Source organism: Stenotrophomonas sp. SMYL20 (assembly GCF_036320045.1).
Lineage (GTDB): Bacteria > Pseudomonadota > Gammaproteobacteria > Xanthomonadales > Xanthomonadaceae > Stenotrophomonas > Stenotrophomonas maltophilia_A.
Genome location: NZ_JAWIRT010000016.1, coordinates 41,735 through 66,651 on the forward strand (window position 1 = coordinate 41,735; position 24,917 = coordinate 66,651).

23 protein-coding genes and 1 pseudogene are annotated in these 24,917 nt (G+C 67.5%); 17 read left to right on the forward strand and 7 right to left on the reverse strand.

Annotated features, from left to right (window positions below):
• Positions 1-61: 61 nt before the first annotated feature.
• Positions 62-1,078 (reverse strand): EF-P beta-lysylation protein EpmB, encoded by a 1,017-nt coding sequence (gene epmB / locus V3B48_RS13450; RefSeq protein ID WP_049401246.1) that lies wholly within the window; start codon positions 1,076-1,078, stop codon positions 62-64.
• A 120-nt stretch (positions 1,079-1,198) separates the two neighbouring features.
• Between epmB and efp the strand changes: the two genes are divergently transcribed.
• From efp to V3B48_RS13475, 5 genes are all read left to right on the forward strand, one after another.
• Positions 1,199-1,765, forward strand: coding sequence for an elongation factor P (gene efp, locus V3B48_RS13455; RefSeq protein WP_014037874.1), 567 nt, complete (start codon positions 1,199-1,201; stop codon positions 1,763-1,765).
• Between the two features lie 197 nt (positions 1,766-1,962).
• Entirely contained in the window at positions 1,963-3,306 is a 1,344-nt protein-coding gene (locus tag V3B48_RS13460; RefSeq protein ID WP_014037873.1) for a TRZ/ATZ family hydrolase, read from the forward strand.
• Between the two features lie 24 nt (positions 3,307-3,330).
• Positions 3,331-4,047, forward strand: coding sequence for a bifunctional 2-polyprenyl-6-hydroxyphenol methylase/3-demethylubiquinol 3-O-methyltransferase UbiG (gene ubiG, locus V3B48_RS13465; protein ID WP_049401248.1), 717 nt, complete (start codon positions 3,331-3,333; stop codon positions 4,045-4,047).
• A complete protein-coding gene (locus V3B48_RS13470) occupies positions 4,044-4,739 on the forward strand; it encodes a phosphoglycolate phosphatase (RefSeq protein WP_110712927.1) in 696 nt (231 codons plus the stop codon). Before ubiG ends, V3B48_RS13470 begins: the two co-directional genes overlap by 4 nt.
• Before the next feature lie 11 nt (positions 4,740-4,750).
• Positions 4,751-5,455: a squalene/phytoene synthase family protein gene (locus tag V3B48_RS13475; RefSeq protein ID WP_071229708.1), complete on the forward strand. Its 705-nt coding sequence runs from the start codon at positions 4,751-4,753 to the stop codon at positions 5,453-5,455.
• Positions 5,456-5,568: 113 nt separating this feature from the next.
• Here the strand turns inward: V3B48_RS13475 and V3B48_RS13480 are convergent.
• The 3 genes and pseudogenes from V3B48_RS13480 to yidD form a co-directional block, all read right to left on the reverse strand.
• Positions 5,569-6,393, reverse strand: a pseudogene (locus tag V3B48_RS13480) (M23 family metallopeptidase); the annotation flags it as partial.
• Positions 6,393-7,739, reverse strand: a complete 1,347-nt coding sequence (locus V3B48_RS13485) for a dihydroorotase (protein ID WP_010486624.1) — start codon at positions 7,737-7,739, stop codon at positions 6,393-6,395. The pseudogene V3B48_RS13480 and the gene V3B48_RS13485, both read right to left, overlap by 1 nt.
• A gap of 1 nt (position 7,740) precedes the next feature.
• Positions 7,741-7,995, reverse strand: a complete 255-nt coding sequence (gene yidD / locus V3B48_RS13490; protein ID WP_014037867.1) for a membrane protein insertion efficiency factor YidD — start codon at positions 7,993-7,995, stop codon at positions 7,741-7,743.
• Positions 7,996-8,267: 272 nt separating this feature from the next.
• On the opposite strand from yidD, the gene dksA reads away from it, so the two are divergent.
• On the forward strand, positions 8,268-9,497 hold the full coding sequence (gene dksA, locus V3B48_RS13495; RefSeq protein WP_329893879.1) for an RNA polymerase-binding protein DksA: 1,230 nt from the start codon (positions 8,268-8,270) through the stop codon (positions 9,495-9,497).
• Positions 9,498-10,006: 509 nt separating this feature from the next.
• Here dksA and V3B48_RS13500 read toward each other — a convergent pair.
• The 3 genes from V3B48_RS13500 to cysS are packed head-to-tail and all read right to left on the reverse strand — an operon-like array spanning position 10,007 to position 13,133.
• A complete protein-coding gene (locus tag V3B48_RS13500; protein WP_032129395.1) occupies positions 10,007-11,254 on the reverse strand; it encodes an MFS transporter in 1,248 nt (415 codons plus the stop codon).
• Positions 11,251-11,703 carry a SufE family protein gene (locus V3B48_RS13505; RefSeq protein WP_049423936.1) on the reverse strand — a complete coding sequence of 151 codons (453 nt, stop codon included), beginning with the start codon at positions 11,701-11,703 and terminating at the stop codon, positions 11,251-11,253. The genes V3B48_RS13500 and V3B48_RS13505 overlap by 4 nt, the downstream gene beginning before the upstream one ends.
• A gap of 53 nt (positions 11,704-11,756) precedes the next feature.
• The gene (gene cysS, locus V3B48_RS13510) at positions 11,757-13,133 is read right to left on the reverse strand and encodes a cysteine--tRNA ligase (protein WP_329893880.1); all 1,377 of its coding nucleotides are present in this window, start codon (positions 13,131-13,133) and stop codon (positions 11,757-11,759) included.
• Between the two features lie 188 nt (positions 13,134-13,321).
• On the opposite strand from cysS, the gene V3B48_RS13515 reads away from it, so the two are divergent.
• The 11 genes from V3B48_RS13515 (at position 13,322) to V3B48_RS13565 (ending at position 24,816) form a co-directional block, all read left to right on the forward strand.
• Positions 13,322-13,891 carry a hypothetical protein gene (locus V3B48_RS13515; protein ID WP_032129397.1) on the forward strand — a complete coding sequence of 190 codons (570 nt, stop codon included), beginning with the start codon at positions 13,322-13,324 and terminating at the stop codon, positions 13,889-13,891.
• 317 nt (positions 13,892-14,208) lie between these two features.
• Positions 14,209-15,219, forward strand: coding sequence for an N-acetylornithine carbamoyltransferase (locus V3B48_RS13520; protein WP_032129398.1), 1,011 nt, complete (start codon positions 14,209-14,211; stop codon positions 15,217-15,219).
• A gap of 119 nt (positions 15,220-15,338) precedes the next feature.
• A complete protein-coding gene (locus V3B48_RS13525) occupies positions 15,339-16,535 on the forward strand; it encodes an argininosuccinate synthase (RefSeq protein WP_049401153.1) in 1,197 nt (398 codons plus the stop codon).
• A 216-nt stretch (positions 16,536-16,751) separates the two neighbouring features.
• Positions 16,752-17,840: an acetylornithine deacetylase gene (locus tag V3B48_RS13530; protein ID WP_032129400.1), complete on the forward strand. Its 1,089-nt coding sequence runs from the start codon at positions 16,752-16,754 to the stop codon at positions 17,838-17,840.
• Positions 17,841-17,915: 75 nt separating this feature from the next.
• On the forward strand, positions 17,916-19,244 hold the full coding sequence (locus tag V3B48_RS13535) for an acetylglutamate kinase (protein WP_032129401.1): 1,329 nt from the start codon (positions 17,916-17,918) through the stop codon (positions 19,242-19,244).
• A gap of 3 nt (positions 19,245-19,247) precedes the next feature.
• Positions 19,248-19,850 (forward strand): GNAT family N-acetyltransferase, encoded by a 603-nt coding sequence (locus V3B48_RS13540; RefSeq protein ID WP_197616056.1) that lies wholly within the window; start codon positions 19,248-19,250, stop codon positions 19,848-19,850.
• Positions 19,847-20,800, forward strand: a complete 954-nt coding sequence (gene argC / locus V3B48_RS13545; RefSeq protein ID WP_032129402.1) for an N-acetyl-gamma-glutamyl-phosphate reductase — start codon at positions 19,847-19,849, stop codon at positions 20,798-20,800. Before V3B48_RS13540 ends, argC begins: the two co-directional genes overlap by 4 nt.
• A 20-nt stretch (positions 20,801-20,820) precedes the next feature.
• Complete coding sequence (argH, locus tag V3B48_RS13550) at positions 20,821-22,116, forward strand: argininosuccinate lyase (RefSeq protein WP_197616055.1); 1,296 nt, start codon at positions 20,821-20,823, stop codon at positions 22,114-22,116.
• Positions 22,116-22,379, forward strand: a complete 264-nt coding sequence (locus V3B48_RS13555) for a YciI family protein (RefSeq protein WP_032129404.1) — start codon at positions 22,116-22,118, stop codon at positions 22,377-22,379. Before argH ends, V3B48_RS13555 begins: the two co-directional genes overlap by 1 nt.
• Before the next feature lie 11 nt (positions 22,380-22,390).
• Positions 22,391-23,548 carry a glutamate 5-kinase gene (gene proB / locus V3B48_RS13560; RefSeq protein WP_049401148.1) on the forward strand — a complete coding sequence of 386 codons (1,158 nt, stop codon included), beginning with the start codon at positions 22,391-22,393 and terminating at the stop codon, positions 23,546-23,548.
• Positions 23,545-24,816, forward strand: a complete 1,272-nt coding sequence (locus V3B48_RS13565) for a glutamate-5-semialdehyde dehydrogenase (protein WP_329893882.1) — start codon at positions 23,545-23,547, stop codon at positions 24,814-24,816. The genes proB and V3B48_RS13565 overlap by 4 nt, the downstream gene beginning before the upstream one ends.
• Positions 24,817-24,917 lie beyond the last annotated feature (101 nt).

Sequence of the window (24,917 nt, forward strand, 5' to 3'; positions counted from 1 at the left end):
GGACGGAGGGAATTAAGTCGCAAATGCATAAGCGACTTAATTCCCTCCGTCCCCTTTTTTGTTACAGCGGGCGCTTGCTTGGGTCGCCGGGCAGTTCGCGCACCAGCTTGGGGATCAGGTAGCCGGACAGGCGTGCGGTCAGGCCGGCAATCAGCGCCTTGGCCTGGGTGTCGTCCACTTCGAAGTGGGCCACGCCCTCGACCCGGTCCAGCTGGTGCAGGTAATAGGGCAGCACGCCAGCAGCAAAGCTGCGCTCGCTCAGGTCCTGCAGGGCCTGCACGCTGTCGTTGACCCCGCGCAGCAACACCGCCTGGTTCAGCAGTTGCGCACCGGTGCCACGCAGGCGCGCCATGGCCGCGTCCACGCTGGCGTCGAATTCATTGGCATGGTTGGCGTGGACCACGATTGCCAGTGGCCAGGGCAGGCTGCCCAGCCAGGAGACCAGTTCATCGTCCACGCGTTCCGGCAGCACGATCGGCAGCCGGGTATGGATGCGCAGGCGGCGGATGTGCGGTATCTGGCGCAGGGCGTCGGTCAGTTCCACCAGCTTGTGCGTGGCCAGCGACAGCGGGTCACCGCCGGACAGGATCACCTCGTCGATGTCCGGATCGGCCGCGATGGCGGCTACGGCCTCCTGCCAGCCGCCCTTGGCGGCGTTCTCCGCGCCATAGTCGAAGTGGCGGCGGAAGCAGTAGCGGCAGTTGATCGCGCAGCTGCCGGTGGCGACCAGCAGGGCGCGGCCACGGTACTTCTGGATGACGCCGGTGGCCTTCTTGGCGGCGCCATCGCCCACCGCATCGAAGCTGAACCCGGGCGCCGGGTGCATTTCCTCGTCGATCGGCAGCACCTGGCGCAGCAGCGGGTCGGCCGCATCGCCGGGGCGCATGCGGGCCACGAAGCCCTCCGGCACGCGCAGCGCGAACTGGGCCATGGCCGCCTCCGAGACACCCAGCGCGGCCGGGTCCAGCTGCAGCCGGGCCAGCAGGGCGTGCGGGTCGCGCAGCGCCTGGCGCCAGAGCTGCTGCCAGCGCGCGGGCGCACCTGGCGACTGGGGCCGTGGGAAGGCGGAAAGCTGCATGGAGAGGGGGCCTGCGGTTATCATGGGGGCAGAAAAACAGTCGCCCACCGGCATCCGGTGGGCTTTCCATTCTAACGGCTCGCCGCACCCGCGGCGTTTTTGCCACTCAGGAGTTTACGCATGGCCAGCTACGGCATGAACGACGTCAAGAACGGGATGAAGATCCTGGTCAACAACCAACCGGCCGTCATCATCGACACCGAATACGTCAAGCCGGGCAAGGGCCAGGCCTTCACCCGCGTGAAGTACCGCCTGATCAAGGACGGCCGTACCCAGGAAGTCACCATGAAGTCGACCGACTCGCTGGATGCAGCCGACGTCGTCGATACCGACATGAACTTCATGTACAGCGACGGCGAGTACTGGCACTTCATGGACCCGGAATCCTTCGAGCAGGTCCAGGCCACCAAGGCCGGCATGGGCGGCGCCGAGAAGTGGCTGAAGGGCGAAGAGTCCTGCGTGGTCACCCTGTGGAACGGTGAGCCGATCTTCGTGCAGCCGCCGAACTTCGTTGAACTGAAGATCACCGAAACCGATCCGGGCGTCCGTGGCGACACCTCGGGCGGCGGCGGCAAGCCGGCCACCCTGGAAACCGGCGCCGTGGTCCGCGTGCCGCTGTTCGTGAACCAGGAAGAAGTGATCCGCGTCGACACCCGTTCGGGCGAATACTCCGCACGCGTCAAGTAATCCGGCGCAGCCGGATTACGGTAGTGCCGGCCGCTGGCCGGGTACGCGCCATCGCATTCGCGCTGGCGCTCCCATGATCTGCTTCGGCAGATCATGGGCCCCGCTTCACGAGTCTCCAGACCCCGCCGCTTCGCGGCAGCCCCTGACTCAGGGGCGTGTCCCCCAGAAGTATCTCGCCCCACAGCCAGTGAGCCCGCATGAGCGATAGCCCGCACCTCCCCGAAGCCTGCGACCTGCTCATCGAAGCCGGTTACGTCGTTCCGATCGAGCCGCACGCGGTGGTGCTGGAAGACCATGCCGTTGCCGTGCGTGGCAGTGAAATCGTGGCCATCCTGCCGCGTGCCGAGGCGCGCGCGCGGTTCCGCGCCACCCAGGTGGTGAGCCGCCCCGAGGCTGCCCTGATGCCGGGCCTGGTCAATGCGCACACGCACAACCCGATGACGCTGCTGCGCGGCGTCGCCGACGACCTGCCGCTGATGACCTGGCTGCAGCAGCACATCTGGCCGGTGGAAGCGGCGGTGATCGGCCCCGAATTCGTTGCAGACGGCACCACCCTGGCCATCGCCGAGATGCTGCGCGGCGGTACCACCTGTGCCAACGAGAACTACTTCTTCGGCGACGTGCAGGCCGCGGTCTACAAGAAGCACGGTTTCCGCGCGCTGGTGGGCGCGGTCATCATCGATTTCCCCACCGCCTGGGCCAAGACCGATGACGAATACTTCGCCAAGGCCGGTGAACTGCACGACCAGTGGCGCACCGATCCGCTGATCGGCACCGCGTTCGCGCCGCATGCGCCCTACACGGTCAACGATGCCAACTTCGAGCGGGTGCGGATGCTGTCCGACCAGCTCGACATGCAGGTGCACCTGCACACCCACGAGACCGCGCAGGAGATCAACGATTCGATCAAGCTGCACGGCCAGCGCCCGCTGGCGCGGCTGGATCGGCTCGGCCTGGTCAACGACCGCCTGATCGCGGTGCACATGACCCAGCTGACCGATGCGGAAATCCACCTGTGCGCCGAACGTGGCGTCAGCGTGGTGCACTGCCCGGAATCGAACCTGAAGCTGGCCTCCGGTTTCTGCCCGGCCTGCGCCCTGCAGCGCGCCGGCGTGAACCTGGCGATCGGCACCGATGGCTGCGCCAGCAACAACGACCTGGACATGTTCAGCGAGAACCGCACCGCGGCGATCCTGGCCAAGGCCGTGGCCGACGATGCGACCGCGCTCGATGCAGCGACCACGCTGCGCGCCTCCACCCTGGGTGGCGCCCGCGCACTGGGCTTCGGCGACCGCATCGGTTCCATCGAAGTCGGCAAGCAGGCCGATCTGGTCTGCGTCGACCTGTCCGCGCTGGAAACCCAGCCGCTGCACAACGTCCTGTCGCAACTGGTGTACGCCACCGGCCGCCAGCAGGTCAGCGACGTCTGGATTGCCGGCAAGCCGAAGCTGGTGCAGCGCGAGCTGGTCGGCATGGACCTGCCGGGCATCATCGCCAACGCGCGCCAGTGGCGCGAGCGCATCCGTCATATCCGCGCCTGAACCCCGGCGCCGCAAGGACCCCTCATGACTGCCCCCCACGCTTCCTCCAATTTCGATCAGGCCGAGCTGGACAAGTTCGCCGCGCTGGCCAACCGCTGGTGGGACGCTGACGGCCCGCAGAAGCCGCTGCATGCGCTGAACCCGGTGCGCCTGCAGTACGTGGCCGATCGCGTGCCGCTGCGCGGTGCGCGCGTGCTCGACATCGGTTGTGGTGGCGGCCTGTTGAGTGAAGCGCTGGCCCAGGCCGGTGCTGACGTCACCGCCATCGACCTGGCCCCGGAGCTGGTCAAGGTCGCGCGCCTGCATGCGCTGGAAAGCGGCGCCAAGGTCGATTACCGGGTGCAGGCTGCCGAAGATCTGGCCGCCGAGCAGCCGGGCAGCTTCGATGTGGTCACCTGCATGGAAATGCTCGAACACGTGCCCGACCCGGGCGCGATCATCGAGGCCTGCAAGCGCCTGCTGAAGCCGGGCGGCCACCTGTTCCTGTCGACCATCAACCGCACCGCCGCCGCCTTCGCGGTGGCGATCGTCGGCGCCGAGTACGTGGCGCGGCTGCTGCCCAAGGGCACGCACCACTACCAGGAATTCATCAAGCCGGCCGAGCTGGCGCGCTGGCTGCGCGAGGCCGACATGCAGCTGGTGGATGTCAGCGGCATGGCCTACGAGCCGTGGCGCAACCAGGCCCGCCTGAGCAGCCGTACCGACATCAACTACCTGGCCTACGCGGTCAAGCCGGCATGACCGCGGCCCGCTTCCCGCGCGCGGTGTTGTTCGATCTGGACGGCACCCTGCTGGACAGCGCGCCGGACTTCGTCGCCACCTGCGACGCGATGCTGGCCGAGCGTGGACGCGCACCCATCGATCCGGCCGCGCTGCGCCCGGTGGTGTCGAAGGGCTCGCGGGCGATGGTCTCGGCTGCGTTCCCGGAACTGGACGTTGCCGCACGTGACGCGCTGATCCCGGAATTCCTGCAGCGCTACGAAGCATTGATCGGCCAGCACGCAGTGCTGTTTGATGGCGTGGCCGGCATGCTCGCCGCGTTGGACGATGCCGGTACGGTGTGGGGCATTGTCACCAACAAGCCTGAATACCTGGCGCGCTTGATCCTGCCGCAGCACGGCTGGCAGCAGCGCTGTGCGGTACTGGTGGGTGGTGACAGCCTGGCCGAACGCAAGCCGCATCCGCTGCCGTTGCTGCACGCCGCGCAGGCCATCGGCATTGCCGCCGAAGACTGCGTGTACGTGGGTGACGACGAGCGCGACATCATCGCCGCGCGTGCCGCGGCCATGCCGTCGGTGGCGGCGTTGTGGGGCTATCGCCTGCACAGCGACGATCCGCTGGCCTGGCAGGCCGACGTGCTGGTCGAGAACGCCGAACTTCTGCAACTGGCCAGCCTCTGGCCGACCCGGCCGGCAGCCCCGGCCCAGCCGTAAGGAATCACGTAGTGAGCAGTACCGCGCTGGACAGTTTCCTCGACAAGTGGCGCAGCCGTTGGCCGGAATGGTCGGTGGCCGCCCCGTTCGTGGCCGAATCGCAACGCGAGCTTGCGGTGGCGTGGTTCGCGCTGCTGCAGGAATTCGACGACATGCTCAACACCAGCGGCGACCCGTTGCCGGCCGACGCCAAGCTGGCGTGGTGGGGCGAGGAGCTGCGCAGCTGGGCCGCGCATCGTTCGCGCCACCCGCTGGGCCGCCTGCTGGAGCCGGTGCGTGCGCCGTGGGCGCAACTGGCCGAAGCGCTGCCCGATCTGGTTGAAGCGCGTACCGTCGCGCTGGATGCAGCCGGTGCCGAGCGTGCGCTGGCCCATTACGCTGAAGCCGTGGCTGCGGTGGAGGCAGCCCTGTTCGCGGACAAGCCGCGAACTGGCGCCGGTCGTGCGGTGCAGCTGCAGACCCTGGCCCAGCGCCTGCAGGATGCCGGCGTAGCCGGTGTGCCGCGCAGCCTGCTGGACGGTGATGCCAGCACGGCCGCACAGCGCTGGGCGCAGCATCTGTTGAAGGGCTGGGGCAGCCGCGTGCCCGGCCCGCGCCCGCGCCGCGTGTGGTCCAGCCTTGCGCGTGCACGCGTTGCCGCGCAGGCGGCAGGCAAGCCGATCGAAGCCACGCCGGTACGCACCCTGCTGCGTGTGTGGTGGGCTGCTCGCGGCTGATGCCGCTGCGCTCGCCGGGCATGGCCCGGCGCTACCGGGCGCGGTAATCGGGGCGCGCCGGGCCATGCCCGGCGGCCGTTCGTCGCGCGGGACGTGCGTGGCCGCCCCCGCCGCGGATCGATACGGGTATCGAACCAGTTCATGCCCCAGTGCAGGTGCGGGCCGGTGGCACGACCGGTGGCGCCGACCGCAGCGATCACCTGGCCCTGTTCCACACGGTCGCCAACTTTTACGTCGATGCGCGACAGGTGCAGGAAGTTGGAGCTGACACCGAAACCGTGGTCGAGCAGCAGCGTGCCGCCGGTCAGGTACAGGTCGGGGCCGGCGAAGGTGACGATGCCGGCCGCCGGCGCTTTCACCGGCGTGCCGGTCGGTACCGCGATGTCCATGCCGGAATGACCTGCGCCGGGCTGTCCGTTGTACACGCGTGCGTTGCCGAAGCGGCCGCTGATGCGGCCCTGCACCGGCCAGATGAAGGTCTGGGTGAAGTCGGTACGGTCGTCATCACGGGCACGCGCGGCGGTCACCTGTGCTTGTTCGCGCTTGATCCGCTCGGCAATCGCCGGCGGCGGGTTGACCGTCTTCGGCGGCACGCCGTTGACCCGCTCGGTGGGCCAGTCGCGCGGGGTCACCGCAATGGTCGCGGTCTCGCTGCCACCATCAGGGCGTTGCACCTGCACGTGCAGCGGACCCTTCTCGTCGCGGCCGATGCCGAACACCACGCTGCCATAGCCGCTCACCCGCAGCTGGCGGCCGGCGTACTGCGCGCGGCTGCCGGCAGGTACCTTGCCGATCACCAGTGCGCCCTGCGATGCGCTGGCCGGGAACACCACCCGGCTGTCGATCAGGCTGCCGATGCCGTCCTGTGCCTGCGCCGACGGTGCGGTGAACAGGGGTGCGGCCAGCAGCAGCGCCCCGATCAGAAGTGCGGAGCGCATCAGCGGTCGTAGGTCATGCGCTGGCCGGCCGGCTCGCCCACCAGTTTGCTGCCGTCCCACACCAGTTGGCCATTGACCCAGGTGGAGGCCACGCGCGAACGGAAGGTCGTGCCTTCAAACGGCGACCAGCCGCACTTGGACAGCACGTCCTCGCGCTTGACCGTGAACGGCACGTCCTCGACCAGCACCAGGTCGGCGAAGTAACCCTCGCGCAGGAAGCCACGTTCTTCCACGTCGAACAGCTGTGCCGGCGCATGCGCGAACTTCTGCACCACCTGCTCGCGGGTCAGCTTGCCTTCGTGCACCCGTTCCAGCGCGGCCACCAGCGCGTACTGCACCAGCGGCAGGCCCGACGGCGCCTGTGCGTAGGGCTTCTGCTTCTCTTCCCAGGTGTGCGGCGCGTGGTCGGTGGCCAGCACGTCCAGCACGTCGTCGGCCAGCGCGGCGGTGATCGCCTCGCGGTCGGACACTTCCTTGATCGCCGGGTTGCACTTGATCAGGTTGCCCTTGGTCGCATAGTCCGGGCGCGCGAAGTGCAGGAAGTGCACGCAGGTTTCGGCGGTGATCTGCTTGCGGCTGCCGTCGGCGCGGATCAGCGGGCCCTTCTCGAACAGCGCCAACTCGTCGGCGGTGGAGATATGCAGCACATGCAGGCGGGTGCCGTGCTTGCGCGCCAGCGACATCGCCAGGCGGGTCGACTTGATGCAGGCCTCGCGCGAGCGGATGTCCGGGTGCATGTCCGGGGTCAGCGCATCGCCGTACTTCTCCTGGAAGGCCTTCAGGTTGGCATCGATCATCGGCGTGTCTTCGCAGTGCGTGATGATCGGGGTCGGGCATTCGCGGAAGATCGCGTCCAGCGTTTCCGGGTTGTCGACCAGCATGTTGCCGGTCGAAGCACCCATGAACACCTTCACGCCCGGGGCCTTCTTCGGGTCCAGGGCACGGATGGCGTCCAGGTTGTCATTGCTGGCGCCGTGGTAGAAGCCGTAGTTGGCCCAGGCGCGGCCGCGCGCGAGCTCGTATTTGGCTTCCAGGATGGTCGAATCCAGCGTCGGCGGATTGGTGTTGGGCATGTCCATGAAGCTGGTCAGGCCACCGGCCACCGCAGCCGCCGATTCGCTGGCGATGTCGCCCTTGTGGGTCAGGCCCGGTTCGCGGAAGTGCACCTGGTCGTCGATCATGCCAGGCAGCAACCAGCGTCCGGCTGCGTCCACCACCTGCTCGCCGTCGCGCGGCGCCAGCCCGTTGCCGATCTGCGCGATGCGGCCGTTCTCGATGCGCAGGTCGCCGTCGAAGGTGCGGCCTTCGTTGACCATGCGGGCGTTGGTGATGAGGGTGGAGGACATGTCAGTGTTTTCCTGTGCAACGGCAAGAGGGGGCGTTGGGGGACTCGGGCACGGGGTCGAAGCCGCCGGGATGGAACGGGTGGCAGCGGCCCAGCCGGCGCGCAGCCAGCCAGCTTCCGCGCAGCGGGCCGTGCCGCGAGATGGCGTCCATCGCGTATTCAGAACAGCTCGGCACGAAACGGCAGCGAGGCCCCAGCAGGGGGCTGATGAAGCGCTTGTAGAAGCGCAGCAGGGCAATGAGCAGGCGCGAGATCACCCAGTCATCTTATGCCAGTTGGCATGAAGGCCGCATTTGTGCAGGATGGGCCGTTGGTCGCATGTCGCCGATGGCCTGCGACCGGTACCAGTACCTTCGGGTGCTGGCCAGGTTCCGTACCGCGCAAGGCGGTCCGTGTTCGTCGGACTGCCTCCAAGGGCGCCTTGACTCCAGGACTGAATGGAGCAGGGGGTCGAGGTTGCTGCTGCGGGTCGGGTAGGCTATAAAGGCCCGCTTTCCCGGGCCCCGGGGAATCCAAGGAAGAGCGTTTCGTGGCTGCTAAAAAAACTGCAAAGAAGGCCGCAACGGCCGCCAAGAAAACCGCCAAGCCTGTTGTGAAGAAGTTGGCGGCAAAGCCCGTTGCCAGGAAACCGGCCAGCAAGCCGGCGACCAAGGCAGCGTCCTCGCAACCGGCGGCCAGGAAGGCCACCGCAAAGAAAACGCCGGTCAAGGCAACCAAGCCGGTGGCGAAGAAGGCTGCTGCGCCCGCCAAGGCCAAGCCTGCTGCTGCCAGCAAGAAGGCGCCGGTGGTGAAGAAAGCCGCCAGCAAGGCCGCGCCGGTGAAGAAGGCCGCCGCCAAGCCGGTGGCGAAGAAGGCAGCAGCCAAGCCGGCGCCGAAGGCGGTGGTGAAGAAGGCTGCGGCCAAGCCGGTCGCCAAACCTGCAGCGAAGAAGGTTGCTGCGGCTAAACCGGTGGCCACGCCTGCCGCTGTAAAGAAGGTCACCAAGAATGTTGCCGCGCCGGCCGCAAAGCCGACCCCGGCCCCCGTAGTGAAGTCCGCACCGAAGCCTGCCCCCAAGCCGGCTCCGGCCAAGCCTGTCCCGGCCAAGACCGTGGCAGTGGCAGCAGCCCAACCGGCCCCCAAGCCGGCCCCGGCCGCCGCTCCTGCTGCTTCGAAGGCCCCGCAATCCAAGAATCCCGTGCCCGTTTCGAAATCGCCTGCCAAAACCGCCGTGAAATCCGATTCCGCCCCGAAGACCGTGTCGCGCCCTGTCGGCAAGGTTGCCGTGGCCGTCGCCGCCCGCTCGGCGGCACCGGCCCCGCGCAGCAAGTACAAGGTGGTCGAGTACAAGACCGACGAGGCCACCGGCCGCCCGATCCTGCCGACTGGCTACAAGCCGTCCTCGGAAGAGGAATACATGAGCCCGCTGCAGCAGGAGTATTTCCGTCAGCGCCTGCAGAACTGGCGCGCGGACCTGGTGGAAGAGTCCAAGCAGACCATCGAGAACCTGCGCGAGGAAGTGCGTGACATCGGCGACGAAGCCGAGCGCGCGACCCGCGAGACCGAGAACTCGCTGGAACTGCGTACCCGCGACCGCTACCGCAAGCTGATCGGCAAGATCGACAGCACCCTGAAGCGCCTGGAAGCCGGCGACTACGGTTACTGCGTCGACACCGGCGAAGAAATCGGCCTGGAGCGCCTCGAAGCGCGCCTGACCGCCGAGCGCACCATCGACGCCCAGGAGCGTTGGGAGCACCTGCAGAAGCAGCAGGGCGACTGATTCCTGATCGTTGTATGGTCATGCGAAAAACCCGGCCTCGGCCGGGTTTTTTGTTGGGAGGTGGTTGGCTGGGTAGAACGGCGCCTTCCGGGTATAGGAGGGAGCCTGTGTGCGCGGTTGCTGTAAAGCCTAGCCCATGCCCGGCTCGGGTCGAAGGCGCGGGCAAAGAAGAGCAAAAGCAAAAGCAGCCAAGCATGGCTTGGCTCTACCAAGGGCAGTCATGCGTGCGCTCGCGGCTGTTGGGTCCGCCTTGTAGCGAGCCGAGCACCGCAGGGGAATCAGGGGCGAAGAGGCGCCGCTGTTTGAGCGCAGCGAGTTCGGCGCCGTCCCCTGATTCACCGAGGAGCACAGGGCACCGGCGCGCAGCGCCGGCTCGCGGATGGCGGCGCGTTTCTTTTGGTTACTTTTCTTTTCGCGCGAAAAGAAAAGTGACACCCCACAGCGGTCACGGAAAGAGCCCGCCGGGCATGGCCCGGCGCTACCGGCGCGTGGGCGCGCGGAAATCCGCTCTATTGCAGGTCGCGAAGATTCAGTTTCCGCAACGTCGGGTTCTTCCACGCCGTGATCCCGGCCACGCTCAGCACCGCGAACCCACCCAGCACCACTGCCGGCACCAGGCCGAGCAGCTTTGCCATCGTGCCGGCATAGAACGCGCCCAGTTCGTTGGACGAACTGATGAAGATGCCGTTGATCGACGACACCCGGCCGCGCATTTCTTCCGGTGTGGCCAGCTGCAGGATGGTCGAGCGGATCACCACCGACACGCCATCGAAGGCCCCATAGAACAGCAGGATCAGCGCGGACAGCCAGAAGTGTTGCGACAGCCCGAAGCTGATCACGCACAGGCCGAAGCCGGCCACCGCGAACAGCAGCACGCGGCCGGCATTGCGGTGCAGCGGGTGGCGCGCCAGCCACAGGCCAACGCAGACCGAGCCCAGCGCCGGCATTGCGCGCAGGATGCCCAGGCCTTCCGGACCGTGGTGCAGGATCTCGTGCAGGAACGCCGGCAGCATCGCCACCACGCCGCCCAGCAGCACCGAGAACATGTCCAGCGCCATCGCCCCGACCATGATCCGGTTGCCGACCACGAAGCGCGCGCCTTCAGCGATGCTCTTGAAGATCGGGGCGGCCGGACCGGTATGCACCGGTTCTTCCACCTTCAGCGTGGCCAGGCAGGCCATCGCCACCAGCGCGAAGCCCGTGGCCACCGCGTAGGACAGGCCCTTGCCGCCGAAGCCGACCAGCACGCCGCCCAATGCCGGACCGGCCACCATGCCGGCCTGGAACACCACGGCGCCGAGGCCAGCGCCACGTGCGAACTGGTCACGGGCCAGCACGCGGGCGAACAGTGCGTTGTAGATCGGCGACAGGAAGGCGCGGACCATGCCGGTCAGCGCAATGGCCGCATAGATCGGCCACACGCCTTCGAACGGCAGCCAGCCCTTGGCCACGCCGGTCAACACCAGCGCGGTGGCGATCAACCCGGAGCAGGCGACCATGCCGAGCCGGCGGCGCGGCAGGTGGTCGACCAGATAACCGGCGAACGGTGCGACGCAGAAGAACGGCAGCACCTCGGCCAGGCCAACCAGGCCCAGCGAGAACGGATTGCGGGTGACTTCGTAGATGTGCCAGCCGACGGTGACCGCGACCACCTGGTAGGACAGCATCGCGAAGATGCGGTAGGCCAGCAGCTTGGCGAAACCGGGCCGGGACAGCAGCCCCAGCGCGGTGTCTTCGGCCGTGGCGGGTTCGCTCACGACGGGTCGCGCTGCAGCTGGGCCTGCGCGGTCTCGCGGATGAAGGCCAGCATCGCCGCCACGCCGTTGCTGCGGGTGGGCGAGAGGTGGCGGGCCAGGCCGATGTCCTGGATGTAGCTCGGTTCGGTGGCCAGGATCTCCTGCGCCGAGCGCCCGGAGTACACGCGCAGGGCCAGGAAGATCAGGCCGGAAACGATGGCCGAATCACTGATGGCGTGGAAGCGCAGCGACTGCGCATTGCCTTCCGGCACGATCCAGACCATCGACTGGCAGCCGAGCAGGCGGTGCTCTTCGGTCTTCCATTCGTCCGGGAAGGCGGGCAGCTTGCGGCCGAGGTCGATCAGGTACTGGTAGCGCTCGGACCAGTCGCCGAAGAAGCCGAATTCCTCGGCGATGGCGGTCTGGGCCTCGGCGGCGGTGGGTTCAAGCGGGAACGGGGAGTCAGTCACAACAGTCTCTACAGTGGAGCGTGGCCGGCGGACCGGCCACGGGGCAGGGTGGGTCAGCCGCGCTTGCGCGACCAGCGCACGCCCTGCGGGGTGTCTTCCAGCACGATGCCTTCGGCGGCCAGCTGGTCGCGGATGGCATCGGAACGGGCGAAGTCGCGTGCCTGCTTGGCGGCGGCACGCTCGTCGATCAGGCCCTGGATGCGGGCATCTTCGCCATCATCGCTGGCCGCGGTGCCGAACCACTGCGCTGGATCGGCCTGCAGCAGGCCCAGGGCCAGGCCGGCACCGAGCAGTTCGCCCTTCAGGCGCGCCTGTTCGGCCGGGTCGGTGGCCCGGCGTGCATCGGCGGCGATGCGGGCCACTTCGGCCAGTGCCTGCGGGGTGTTCAGGTCGTCATCAAGAGTCGCCTCGACCGTGGCCGGGATCGCCACGACCGCCTCGACCGACGCCAGCTCGCGCAGGGTGCCGTACAGGCGGTCCAGGGTGCGCACCGACTGCTCGATGAGGCCATCGGACCAGTCCAGCGGCTGCCGGTAGTGGGCCGACAGCAGGGCCAGGCGCAGCGCTTCCGGCGGGTGCTGGCGGACCAGGTCGTGCACGCGTTCGATGTTGCCCAGCGACTTGCTCATCTTGGCGCCGCCGAAGTTGAGCATGCCGTTGTGCAGCCAGAAGCGGGCGAAGATCTTGCCGCCGTGGGCGCATTCGCTCTGCGCAAGCTCGTTCTCGTGGTGCGGGAACTGCAGGTCGACGCCGCCGGCATGGATATCGATGGTCTCGCCCAGGTGGGCGGCGGCCATCGCCGAGCATTCGATATGCCAGCCCGGGCGGCCACGGCCCCAGGGAGACTCCCAGCCAGGGAGGTCGTCGCTGGACGGCTTCCACAGCACGAAATCACCCGGGTCACGCTTGTACGGGGCCACGTCGACGCGGGCACCGGCCAGCATTTCGTCCGGATCGCGGCGCGAGAGCTTGCCATAGCCTTCGAAGCTGGCCACCGCGAACAGCACGTGGCCTTCGGCGGCGTAGGCATGACCATTGGCGATCAGCTGCTCGATCATGGTGATGATCTGCGGGATGTGCGCGGTTACTTCGGGCTCGATGTCCGGCGGCACCACGCCCAGCGCGGCCATGTCTTCACGGTAGGCGGCGGCGAACCTGTCGGTGATGGTGCTGATCGGCACGCCCTGCTCACGCGCGGCGTTGTTGATCTTGTCGTCCACGTCGGTGATGTTGCGCGCGTAGCGCAGGCCACCGAAACGGCGTCGCAGCAGATCGGCCAGCACTCCGAACACCACTGGGCCACGGGCGTTGCCGATGTGCACGTAGTTGTAGACCGTCGGGCCGCACACATACAGGGTCGGACAGGCCGGATCGAGCGGGGTGAACGGTTCGAGCTGGCGAGTCAGGTTGTTGTGCAGGCGCAGGGTCATGGGGCTGTGGCTGGGGGACAAGCCTGTGATTTTAGAACGTGTCGGCCCCCTTTGGGGGCACCGTCTGCCACCGGTGGACGCCGGGTCCAACCCGGGTGGGGTGGGCAGGAGCAGCGTGGACGGGTAATGTTCAGCCCCTTGCGCTCGCCACTGCCTACACTATTGCCGTGTCCTTGCTCCCTTCGCCAATGAAATCCACCGCGTTGCTGACCCTGGCCTGCCTGTCGGCGCTGGCCGCCGTGGCCCAGGCGCAGGAGGCCGAGCCCCGCAACCGGGTGGTGATCGTGGAGAACGTGAAGTTCGACTACGCGCAGGTACTGAACGTCGAACCCGTGTTCCAGACCCTGCGCGCGACCCGTACCGAAGAACACTGCGAGCCGGTCTCGACCCGGACCCTGGCGCCGGTGAATGTCACTGGTGAGGAGCCGGTCGAGGACAAGGGCCGGATCAGCCGCTTCTGGGACTCGGTACGCTCGATGTTCAAGCGCAGCGATGAAGAGGTCTCCGAGGATACCGCCGCCGAGTCACCGGCTCCGGCGCCGGCACCGGCCAACAATGGTCCGATGCTGACCCGCGACTGTCGCATCGTGCCGGTGGGACGTGAATTCCGCCGGCCCATCGCCTACGACGTGGACTACGTCTACAAGGGCACCAAGTACCGCTCGCGGCTGCCGGAAGACCCCGGCAACCGGCTCAAGATCCGGGTGTCGATCACCCCCTGGGTCGGCCCCGAGCAGGGCGCCGCCGGCAATCCCTGATTCTGCGACCCCGGCCCCTTGCGTCGGCCCCGGCCGCATGCAAAGATGGATGACCATGAAGCTCACCGACTTCCAGCACGACAGCAGCGCAGCCCGACAGGCGTCGGGCATGACCTCGCGTGCGCGTCGACCGGAACCCCACATCCTCGCTGGGTAACCGGAGCTTTTTGCTGTTCGTCCGAAAAAACCCAGCCCGCCGGCTGGGTTTTTTCGTTTCCGCGTCATGAAAGCTGCAACTGCAACCTTTTCGTTCCACCTTTGCTTCCTGTTTTCCCTTCCACCGCGTCGAACCCGGCGCCGCCACGCAAGGAAAGATGATGTCCCCCAAGCACTTCCTGAACACCCAGGACTGGAGCCGCAGCGAGCTCGACGCGCTGCTGACCCAGGCCGCGCTGTTCAAGCGCAACAAGCTCGGCGACCAGCTCAAGGGCAAGTCGATCGCGCTGGTGTTCTTCAATCCGTCCATGCGCACCCGCACCAGCTTCGAACTGGGTGCGTTCCAGCTGGGTGCCCACGCGGTGGTGCTGCAGCCGGGCAAGGATGCGTGGCCGATCGAGTTCAACCTCGGCACGGTGATGGACGGCGATACCGAAGAGCACATCGCTGAAGTGGCCAAGGTGCTGGGCCGTTACTGCGACATCATCGCCGTGCGCGCGTTCCCCAAGTTCATCGACTGGGCCTACGACCGCCAGGACATCGTCCTCAACAGCTTCGCCAAGTACTCGCCGGTGCCGGTCATCAACATGGAGACCATCACCCACCCGTGCCAGGAGCTGGCCCACATCATGGCCCTGCAGGAGCACTTCGGCACCCAGGACCTGCGCGGCAAGAAGTACGTGCTGACCTGGACCTATCACCCCAAGCCGCTGAACACCGCCGTCGCCAATTCGGCGCTGACCATCGCCACCCGCATGGGCATGGACGTGACCCTGCTGTGCCCGACCGCCGACTACATCCTCGACGACCGCTACATGGGCTGGGCCGAGCAGAACGTGGCCGAGAGCGGCGGCTCGCTGAAGATCAGCCATGACATCGACAGCGCCTACGCCGGTGCCGACGTGGTCTACGCCAAGAGCTGGGGCGCGCTGCCGTTCTTCGGCAACTGGGAACCGGAAAAGCCGATCCGCGACCAGTTCAAGCACTTCATCGTGGACGAGCGGAAGATGGCGCTGACCAACAACGGTGTGTTCAGCCACTGCCTGCCGCTGCGCCGCAACGTGAAGGCCACCGATGCGGTGATGGATTCGCCGCAGTGCATCGCCATCAACGAAGCCGAGAACCGCCTGCACGTGCAGAAGGCGATCATGGCGGCGGTTGCCGGGCGCTGAATCAAACAAGGGGTAGAGCCGACCGTTGGTCGGCTGCTCCCGCAGCGGCGCATCCAACATTTCAGCCGACCAGCGGTCGGCTCTACCGAATTCCCATCCCCCAAGTGGACCTGATCCCCATGAGCAACAAAGACGTCGTTCTCGCCTTCTCCGGCGGCCTGGATACCAGCTTCTGCGTGCCGTACCTGCAGGAGCGCGGCTACAACGTGCACACCGTGTTCGCCGACACTGGCGGCGTGGATGATGAAGAGCGCGATTTCATCGAGAAGCGCGCCGCCGAACTGGGCGTGGCCAGCCATGTCACCGTCAACGGTGGCCCGGCCATCTGGGAAGGCTTCGTCAAGCCGTTCGTGTGGGCAGGCGAAGGCTATCAGGGCCAGTATCCGCTGCTGGTCTCGGACCGCTACCTGATCGTTGATGCCGCGCTGAAGCGTGCCGCCGAACTGGGCACCAACATCATCGCCCACGGCTGCACCGGCATGGGCAACGATCAGGTCCGCTTCGACCTGGCGGTGAAGGCCCTGGGTGACTACCAGATCATCGCGCCGATCCGCGAGATCCAGAAGGAACACACCCAGACCCGCGCCTACGAGCAGAAGTACCTGGAAGAGCGCGGCTTCGGCGTGCGCGCCAAGCAGCAGGCCTACACGATCAACGAGAACCTGCTGGGCCTGACCATGTCCGGCGGCGAGATCGACCGTTGGGAAGCGCCGGGCGAGGGCGCCCGTGGCTGGTGCGCACCGCGCAGCGAGTGGCCGGAGCAGGCGCTGAACGTGACCCTGAAGTTCGTCGAGGGCGAAGCCGTCGAACTGAACGGCAAGGCGTTGCCGGGCGACCAGATCCTGGCCCAGCTCAACAAGCTGTTCGCCCCGTACGGCGTTGGCCGCGGTGTCTACACCGGCGACACCGTGATCGGCCTGAAGGGTCGCATCGTGTTCGAGGCCCCGGGCCTGGTGTCGCTGCTGGCCGCGCACCGCGCGCTGGAAGATGCCGTGCTGACCAAGCAGCAGAACCGCTTCAAGCCGGACGTGGCGCGCAAGTGGGTGGAGCTGGTCTACGAAGGCTTCTACCACGACCCGCTGAAGACCGACATCGAGGCCTTCCTGAAGTCCTCGCAGGCCAAGGTCAACGGCGAAGTGGTGCTGGAAACCCGCGGCGGCCGCGTCGATGCAGTGGCGGTGAAGTCGCCGCACCTGCTCAACACCAAGGGCGCCACCTACGCGCAGTCGGCCGACTGGGGCGTGGAGGAGGCCGAGGGCTTCATCAAGCTGTTCGGAATGAGCTCCACTGTCTATGCGCAGGTCAATCGCGGTTGACCTGTGACGGGGGTGCCGGCCGCTGGCCGGCGCCTCGCAACGTCAATGGAGGGTAGTGGCGGGGGGGGGGGGGGGGGGGGGGCGCGGGGGGGGGGGGGGGGGGGGGCGCCGGGGGGGGCGCGCGCCCGGCGGCGGGGCGGGGGCCCGGTGTTTTATTGGGGGCCCCGCCCCCCCCCCCGCCACTACCGATTTCGAACCCTACGGATATTCAGACACATGCTTGAACAGACGCTCGATCACCTGCAGGCCCTGGTGTCCTTCGACACCCGCAACCCGCCGCGTGCGATCACCACCGGTGGCATCTTCGATTACCTGCGCGCGAACCTGCCCGGCTTCAACGTCGAGGTGATCGACCATGGCGCCGGTGCGGTCAGCCTGTACGCCGTGCGTGGTACGCCGAAGTACCTGTTCAACGTGCATCTGGATACCGTGCCGGATTCGCCGCACTGGAGTGCCGACCCGCACGTGATGCGGCGTCTGGACGACCGTGTGGTCGGCCTGGGCGTGTGTGACATCAAGGGCGCCGCCGCTGCACTGGTGGCCGCGGCCAACGCCAGTGATGGCGATGCCGCGTTCCTGTTCTCCAGCGACGAAGAAGCCAACGATCCGCGCTGCATCGCCGCGTTCCTGGCCCGTGGCCTGCCATATGAAGCGGTGCTGGTGGCGGAGCCGACCATGAGCGAAGCGGTGCTGGCGCACCGAGGCATCAGCTCGGTGCTGATGCAGTTCGCCGGTCGCGCCGGGCATGCCTCGGGCAAGCAGGATGCGGCCGCCAGCGCACTGCATCAGGCCATGCGCTGGGGCAACCGTGCGCTGGACCATGTGGAATCGCTGGCCTCGGCGCGCTTCGGCGGCCTCACCGGCCTGCGCTTCAACATCGGTCGCGTCGAAGGTGGCATCAAGGCCAACATGATTGCACCGGCCGCCGAAGTGCGGTTCGGGTTCCGTCCGCTGCCGTCGATGGACATCGATGGCCTGCTGGCGACCTTCGCCGGTTTTGCCGAACCGGAAGCCGCACTGTTCACCGAAACCTTCCGTGGCCCCAGCCTGCCGGCCGGTGACATCGCCGAGGCCGAGAACCGCCGCCTGCTGGCACGCGACGTGGCCGATGCGCTGGAACTGCCGATCGGCAACGCGGTGGATTTCTGGACAGAGGCCTCGCTGTTCTCGGCCGGCGGCTACACCACGCTGGTGTTCGGCCCGGGTGACATCGCCCAGGCCCACACCGCCGATGAGTTCGTGACGCTGGAGCAGCTGCAGCGCTACACCGACGCCGTGCACCGCATCATCGCCGCCGGCGCCTGATCGACTCTACAACGCCTCCCGGCCCTGGCCGGGTGGAACTGCAACGCGGCGACCGCCGCCTGTGACGAAACCGAAATGTCTCCTGCCCTCCAGCCCCACCGCCAGACCCGCCAGACCATCGTGCGCCTGCTTTCCAGCATGGCCAGCGCGAAGGAGATCAGCCAGTACCTCAAGCGCTTTTCTCAGTTGGATGCCAAGCGCTTTGCCGTGGTCAAGGTCGGCGGCGCGGTGCTGCGCGACGATCTCGACGCGCTGACCTCTTCGCTGTCGTTCCTGCAGGAAGTCGGCCTGACCCCGATCGTGCTGCACGGCGCCGGCCCGCAGCTGGATGCCGAACTGTCGGCCGCCGGCATCGAAAAGCAGACCGTCAACGGTCTGCGCGTGACCTCGCCGGAGGCACTGGCGATCGTGCGCCGGGTGTTCCAGCAGTCCAACCTGCGCCTGGTCGAAGCCCTGCAGCAGAACGGCGCGCGTGCCACCTCGATCACCGGTGGCGTGTTCGAGGCGGAGTACCTGGACGTGGACACCTACGGCCTGGTCGGTGAAGTGAAGCGGGTCAACCTGGCGCCGATCGAGGCCAGCCTGCGCGCCGGCTCGATCCCGGTCATCACCAGCCTGGGCGAAACCGCGGGTGGCCAGATCCTCAACGTCAACGCCGACTTCGCCGCCAACGAGCTGGTGCAGGAGCTGCAGCCGTACAAGATCATTTTCCTGACCGGCACCGGCGGCCTGCTGGACGAGCAGGGCAGCGTGATCGATTCGATCAACCTGTCCACCGAGTACGACCACCTGATCGCGCAGCCGTGGATCCACGGTGGCATGAAGGTGAAGATCGAACAGATCAAGGATCTGCTCGACCGCCTGCCGCTGGAATCGTCGGTGTCCATCACGCGCCCGGCTGACCTGGCCAAGGAACTGTTCACCCACAAGGGCTCGGGCACGCTGGTGCGCAAGGGCGAGAAGGTGCTGCGCGCCACCGCGTGGAACGAGCTGGACCTGCCACGGCTGAAGGGCCTGATCGAATCCAGCTTCGGCCGCACGCTGGTGCCTGACTATTTCCAGAAGACCAAGCTGCTGCGCGCCTATGTCAGCGAGAACTACCGCACCGCGGTGATCCTCACTGACGAAGCCGAGGGCGTGTACCTGGACAAGTTCGCCGTGCTCGATGATGCACAGGGTGAAGGCCTCGGCCGCGCGGTGTGGAACGTGATGCGGGATGAAACGCCGCAGCTGTTCTGGCGTTCGCGCAATGGCAACCCGATCAATCACTTCTACTATGCTGAATCCGATGGCTGCTACAAGCAGGGCCATTGGAAGGTGTTCTGGTACGGCGCCGATGGCATCGACCGGATCAGCACCTATGTCGACCACTGCGCCCAGCGCGCACCGAGCCTGCAGGGCTGAATGATGGACCATTCCGATCACTGGACTACGATTCCCACCCTGCGCGGCCAGCACGTGACACTGCAGCCGCTGCAGCCCGAGCATGTGCCTGGCCTGCGCGCCGCCGTGGAGGGCAGTGGCCTGGACCAGCTCTGGTACACCCAGGTGCCTTCGCCGGAGCGGGTCGAGCACTATGTGCAGGCCGCGCTGCAGGCGCAGGTGGAAGGCAAGGTGCTGCCGTTCGTGATCCTCGATGCGGCAGGTGACATCGTGGGGACCACCCGCTTCTACGACCTGGATGCCGGCGTGCCCAAGCTCAGCCTCGGTTACACCTGGTATGCACCGCGCGTGCAGCGTACCGGCGTCAACACCGAAACCAAGCTGTTGCTGCTGCAGCACGCCTTCGAAACCATGGGCTGCATCAGCCTGGTGCTGGAAACCAGCTGGTTCAACTTCACCTCGCGCACCGCCATCGCCCGCCTCGGCGCCAAGCAGGACGGCGTGCTGCGCAACCACAAGCGGCACGCCGACGGCACGCCGCGCGACACCGTCATCTTCTCCATCATCGATACGGAATGGCAGGGCGTGAAGCGCCACCTGCAGTACCGCCTGGACAGCCACGCATGAACGATTCGACTTTCACCCTGGGCATCGTCGGCGCCCGTGGCCATACCGGTGCCGAGCTGATCAAGCTGGTGGCCGCACACCCGCGGCTGAAGCTGGCTTTCGTGTCCTCGCGCGAACGCGCGGGGCAGCGCCTGTCCGACCACCATCCGGAGTTCCAGGGCGAGCTGCAGTACGAGAATCTGGACGCCGACGCCGTGGCCGCCAAGGGCGTGGACGCGGTGATCCTGGCCCTGCCCAACGGCCTGGCCGCACCGTTCGTGGCCGCACTGGAAGCGGCGAAGCCGGACACCGTCATCGTCGACCTGTCGGCCGACTACCGCTTCGACAACAGCTGGTACTACGGCCTGCCGGAGCTGACCCGAGGCCGCTACAACGGCCAGAAGCACATCAGCAACCCGGGCTGCTATGCCACGGCGATGCAGCTGGCGGTGCATCCGCTGCTGGACCTGCTGGCCGGCCCGCCGCAGTGCTTCGGTGTGTCCGGCTATTCCGGCGCCGGCACCACGCCGTCGGACAAGAACAACGTCGAACTGCTCGCCGACAACCTGATGCCGTATGCGCTGACCAACCACGTGCACGAGCGTGAAGTGTCGGTCCAGCTGGGCGTGGCGGTTGAATTCATGCCGCATGTCGCGCCGCATTTCCGCGGCATCACGCTCACCGCCAACCTGTGGCTGAACCGCGTGCAGACCCGCGAACAGATCGTCGAGCGCTTCCAGCAGGCCTATGCGGGCGAACCGCTGATCGAGGTAGTGGATGAAGCGCCGTGGGTCAGCCGCATCGCCGGCCGCCACGGTGCGCAGGTCGGTGGCTTCACCCTGGCCCCGGGCGGCAAGCGGGTGGTGGTGGTGGCGACCCTGGACAACCTGCTGAAGGGCGCGGCCACCCAGGCCATGCAGAACCTCAACCTCGCGCTGGGCATCGACGAACTGACGTCGATCCCGCACTGAACACGTATTCCGGAGCCCCCATGGCAGACCTTCTTTGGCAGAAGCCCGGCGTCGCCGTCGACGCCCAGATCCAGACCTTCCTCGCCGGCGATGACGTGATCCTCGATCGCGAATTCTTCCTGCACGACATCGCCGCCAGCACCGCGCATGCACAGGGCCTGCAGCACATCGGCATCCTCAGCGCCGATGAACTGGCCGGCCTGCTGCGCGAGCTCGACGTGCTGGCGCAGGACTTCCGTGAAGGCCGCTTCGTGCTGGACACGCAGTACGAAGATGGTCACTCGGCGATCGAAGCGCGCCTGACCGAACGCCTCGGCGATGCCGGCCGCAAGATCCACACCGGCCGCAGCCGCAATGACCAGATCCTGGTCGCCACCCGCCTCTGGCTGAAGGAGAAGCTGCAGCGTGTGGCCCAGCTCAGCGCCGAGGTTGCCAAGGTCGCGCTGGACCGTGCGCAGGCCGAGAAGGATCTGCCGATCCCCGGCTACACCCACATCCAGCGTGCCGTGGTGTCCTCGGCCGGCATGTGGTGGGCCGGCTGGGCCGAGGCCTTCATCGACAACGCCATCCGCGCGCGCGACACCCATGCGCTGGTCGACGCCAATCCGCTTGGCACGGCTGCCGGCTACGGTGTGAACCTGCCGCTGGACCGTGAGCACACCACGGCCGCGCTCGGTTTCGCCCGCATGCAGATCTCGCCGATCTACGCGCAGCTGTCGCGCGGCAAGTTCGAACTGGCCGCGCTGGAAGCGCTGGGCGGCGCCACGCTGGACCTGCGCCGCATTGCCTGGGACCTGTCGCTGTTCACCAGCGCCGAGTTCGGCTTCGTCGCGCTGCCGGCGCAGTACACCACCGGCAGTTCGATCATGCCCAACAAGCGCAATCCGGACGTGATCGAGCTGATGCGCGCGACCCACGCCAGCGTCGCCGCCGCGCGTACCGAGATCGAGCAGCTGCTGTCGCTGCCGTCGGGCTATCACCGCGACCTGCAGTCGTCCAAGGGCGCCATCTTCCACGGCTTCGGTCGCGGCCTGTCGGCGCTGGAACTGCTGCCGGCGCTGCTGGCCAACCTGGAATGGCGCGACGACAAGGTTCGCGCGGCAATCGACTCGGGCATGTACGCCACCGATGTGGCGGTGGAAGCGGCCGTGGCCGGTGTGCCGTTCCGCGAGGCCTACAAGGCTGCTGCTGCCGGTGCCGACAGCGCAGGGCAGGGGCGTACCCCGGAAGGCAGCCTGGCCGCACGCGTATCGCCGGGTTCGGCCGCCGACCTGCGCCTGGACGAACTGCACGCGCGCTGGCAGGCGCTGTCCTGATGGCCGGCACCGTCTACCTGGTGCTGGCCATGCGCCGTCCCGATTTCAACGCCGCCGCCGTGCAGCCGCACCGTGACTTTCTCGATGCGTTGCAGGCACAGGGCAAGCTGCAGCTGACCGGCGGTTTTGCCGATGGCAGCGGTGGCGCCTATGTGCTGTGCAACGTGGACAGCCTGGCGCAGGCGCAGGCCATCGTCGCCACCGATCCGCTGGTGACGATGCAGGCCTCCGCGCTGACCGTGCACGAATGGAACACCCGCTGAGAGCCTGACCGATGATCCAGCACGCTGCCCACGTCGCCTCGCCGTTCCCCGAACAAGCGCTGCCGCCGTGGCGGCGTGCGGTGCTGAAAGTCGGCAGCAGCCTGCTGGCCGCCGATGGCGGCGGCCTGTCACCTCGCCACGCGCTGGGCCTGGCACAGTTCGTGTCGGCCAATGTACTGGCCGGGCGTGAGGTGGTGATCGTGTCTTCCGGCGCGGTCGCTGCCGGGCGCGCGATCCTGCCGCGGGCCGATGAGCCGGGCGCAGCGATGGCAGCGCGGCAGGCGCTGGCTGCGCTCGGTCAGGCCCAGCTGATCGGGCTCTGGCAGCGCTTCTTCGAGCGCCCCGTGGCGCAGGTGCTGCTGACCCACGACGACCTGCGCAACCGCCGCCGCTACCTCAACGCACGCGCCACGCTCAATGAGTTGCTGCGGCTGGGCGCGTTGCCGGTGGTCAACGAGAACGACACCGTGTCGGTGGACGAACTCAAGCTCGGCGACAACGACAACCTGGCCGCCACCGTGGCCGCGCTGGTCGATGCCGATGCACTGTTCATTGCCACCGACATCGACGGCCTGTACAGCGCGGACCCGCGCACCGTGGCCGATGCGCGGCCACTGCACGACGTGCCGGAACTGAGTGACGAGGTGCTGGCGATGGCCGGCGGCGCAGGGTCGCGCGCCGGCACCGGCGGCATGCGGACCAAGCTTGAGGCGGCGGCCAAGGCGGGTCGTCTCGGCATCGAGACCTACCTTTTCAACGGCCGCAGCAGCGACGTGGTGCGTGCACTGGCGCAGGACCGCCTGTTCGGCACCCGCATCCACGCCGCGCGCAGCCGCGAGGCGGCCCGCAAGCACTGGCTGCGGCATGCACCGCTGACCGAAGGCGCGATCGTGATCGACGCCGGTGCGGCACAGGCCATGCGTGAGAAGGGCGCCTCGTTGCTGCCTGGTGGCATCACCGGTGCGGAGGGCGCGTTCCGGCGTGGCGATATGGTGCAGGTGTGCTGGAATGCACCACAGGGCCGTGTCTGCATCGCCCGCGGTGTCAGCCAGTACGCCGCCGATGATGTGCGCCGGATCGCCGGTCGCCATTCGCGCGACATCGAGGCCGTGCTGGGCTACAACTACGGTGGCAGTGTCGTCCATCGCGACGATCTGGTGCTGCCATGACCGGTTTGAAGGACACCCCGATGAGCGAAATCGAAGCGCAGGCGCGTGCCTGCCGTGACGCGGCCCAGATCGTTGCCGGCCTCGACAGTGCGGCGCGCCGCACGCTGCTGCTGGCAATGGCGCAGGCACTGGAAGTGAATGCCCGGCTGATCCTGGCCGGCAATGCGCGTGACCTTGCTGCCGCGCGCGACAAGGGCGTTGGCAGTGCCATGCTCGACCGCCTGGCGCTGGACCCGGCACGCCTGTTCGCGATGGCCGAAGCCGTGCGTGAGGTCGCCGCGCTGCCCGATCCGGTCGGCCAGATCACCCGCGACGATGTGCGTCCAAACGGCATCCGGGTGCAGAAGGTGCGCGTTCCGCTGGGGGTGATCGCGATGATCTACGAAGCCCGCCCGAACGTGACCGCCGAAGCTGCGGCCCTGTGCCTGAAGGCCGGCAATGGCGTGATCCTGCGCGGTGGTTCCGAGGCGATCCACTCCAACACCGCCATCGCCCAGGCGCTGTCCGGCGCATTGAAGGCCAACGGCGTACCGCCGGCTGCGGTGACCGTGCTGACCGACCTGCGCCGCGAAGCGATGCTGGGACTGCTGCAGTTGCATGAGCTGATCGACCTGGCCATTCCGCGTGGCGGCGAAGGCCTGATCCGCTTCGTCGCCGAGCATGCGCGGGTGCCGGTGATCAAGCATTACAAGGGCGTGTGCCATCTGTTCGTGGATGCCAGCGCCGACCTCGGCAAGGCCATTGACCTGCTGGTGGATGGCAAGTGCAGCCGCCCTGCAGCCTGCAACTCGCTGGAAACGCTGCTGGTGCACCGCGACGTGGCCGAAACGTTCCTGCCGCGCGTGGCGCAGGCGCTGGGCGAGCGCGGCGTGCAGCTGCGCGCCGATGCACTGGCGCAACCGCTGCTGCCGGGCAGCACCGCCGCCACCGAAGACGACTATGCCGCCGAGTTCCTCGATCTGGTGCTGGCGGTGCGCGTGGTCGACGACCTCGATGCGGCTATCGCGCACATCCGCACTTATACCTCCGACCACACCGAAGTGATCGCCACCGAAGACGCCGGCCATGCCGAGCGCTTCGTCAACACACTGCGCTCGGCGGTGGTGATGGTCAATGCGTCCTCGCGTTTCTCCGACGGCGGCCAGCTGGGCCTGGGCAGCGAGATCGGCATTTCCACCACGCGCCTGCACGCGTATGGCCCGATGGGGCTGGAGGCACTCACCGTCGAACGCTTCGTGGTGCGCGGCGAAGGGCAGACCCGCACGTAGAGCCACGCCATGCGTGGATGCTCTTCGCGGTAGACCCCGGTGCCGACCAAGGTCGGCACCCACCAGGCCCAAGCGCCGACCAAGGTCGGCATCTACCAAAG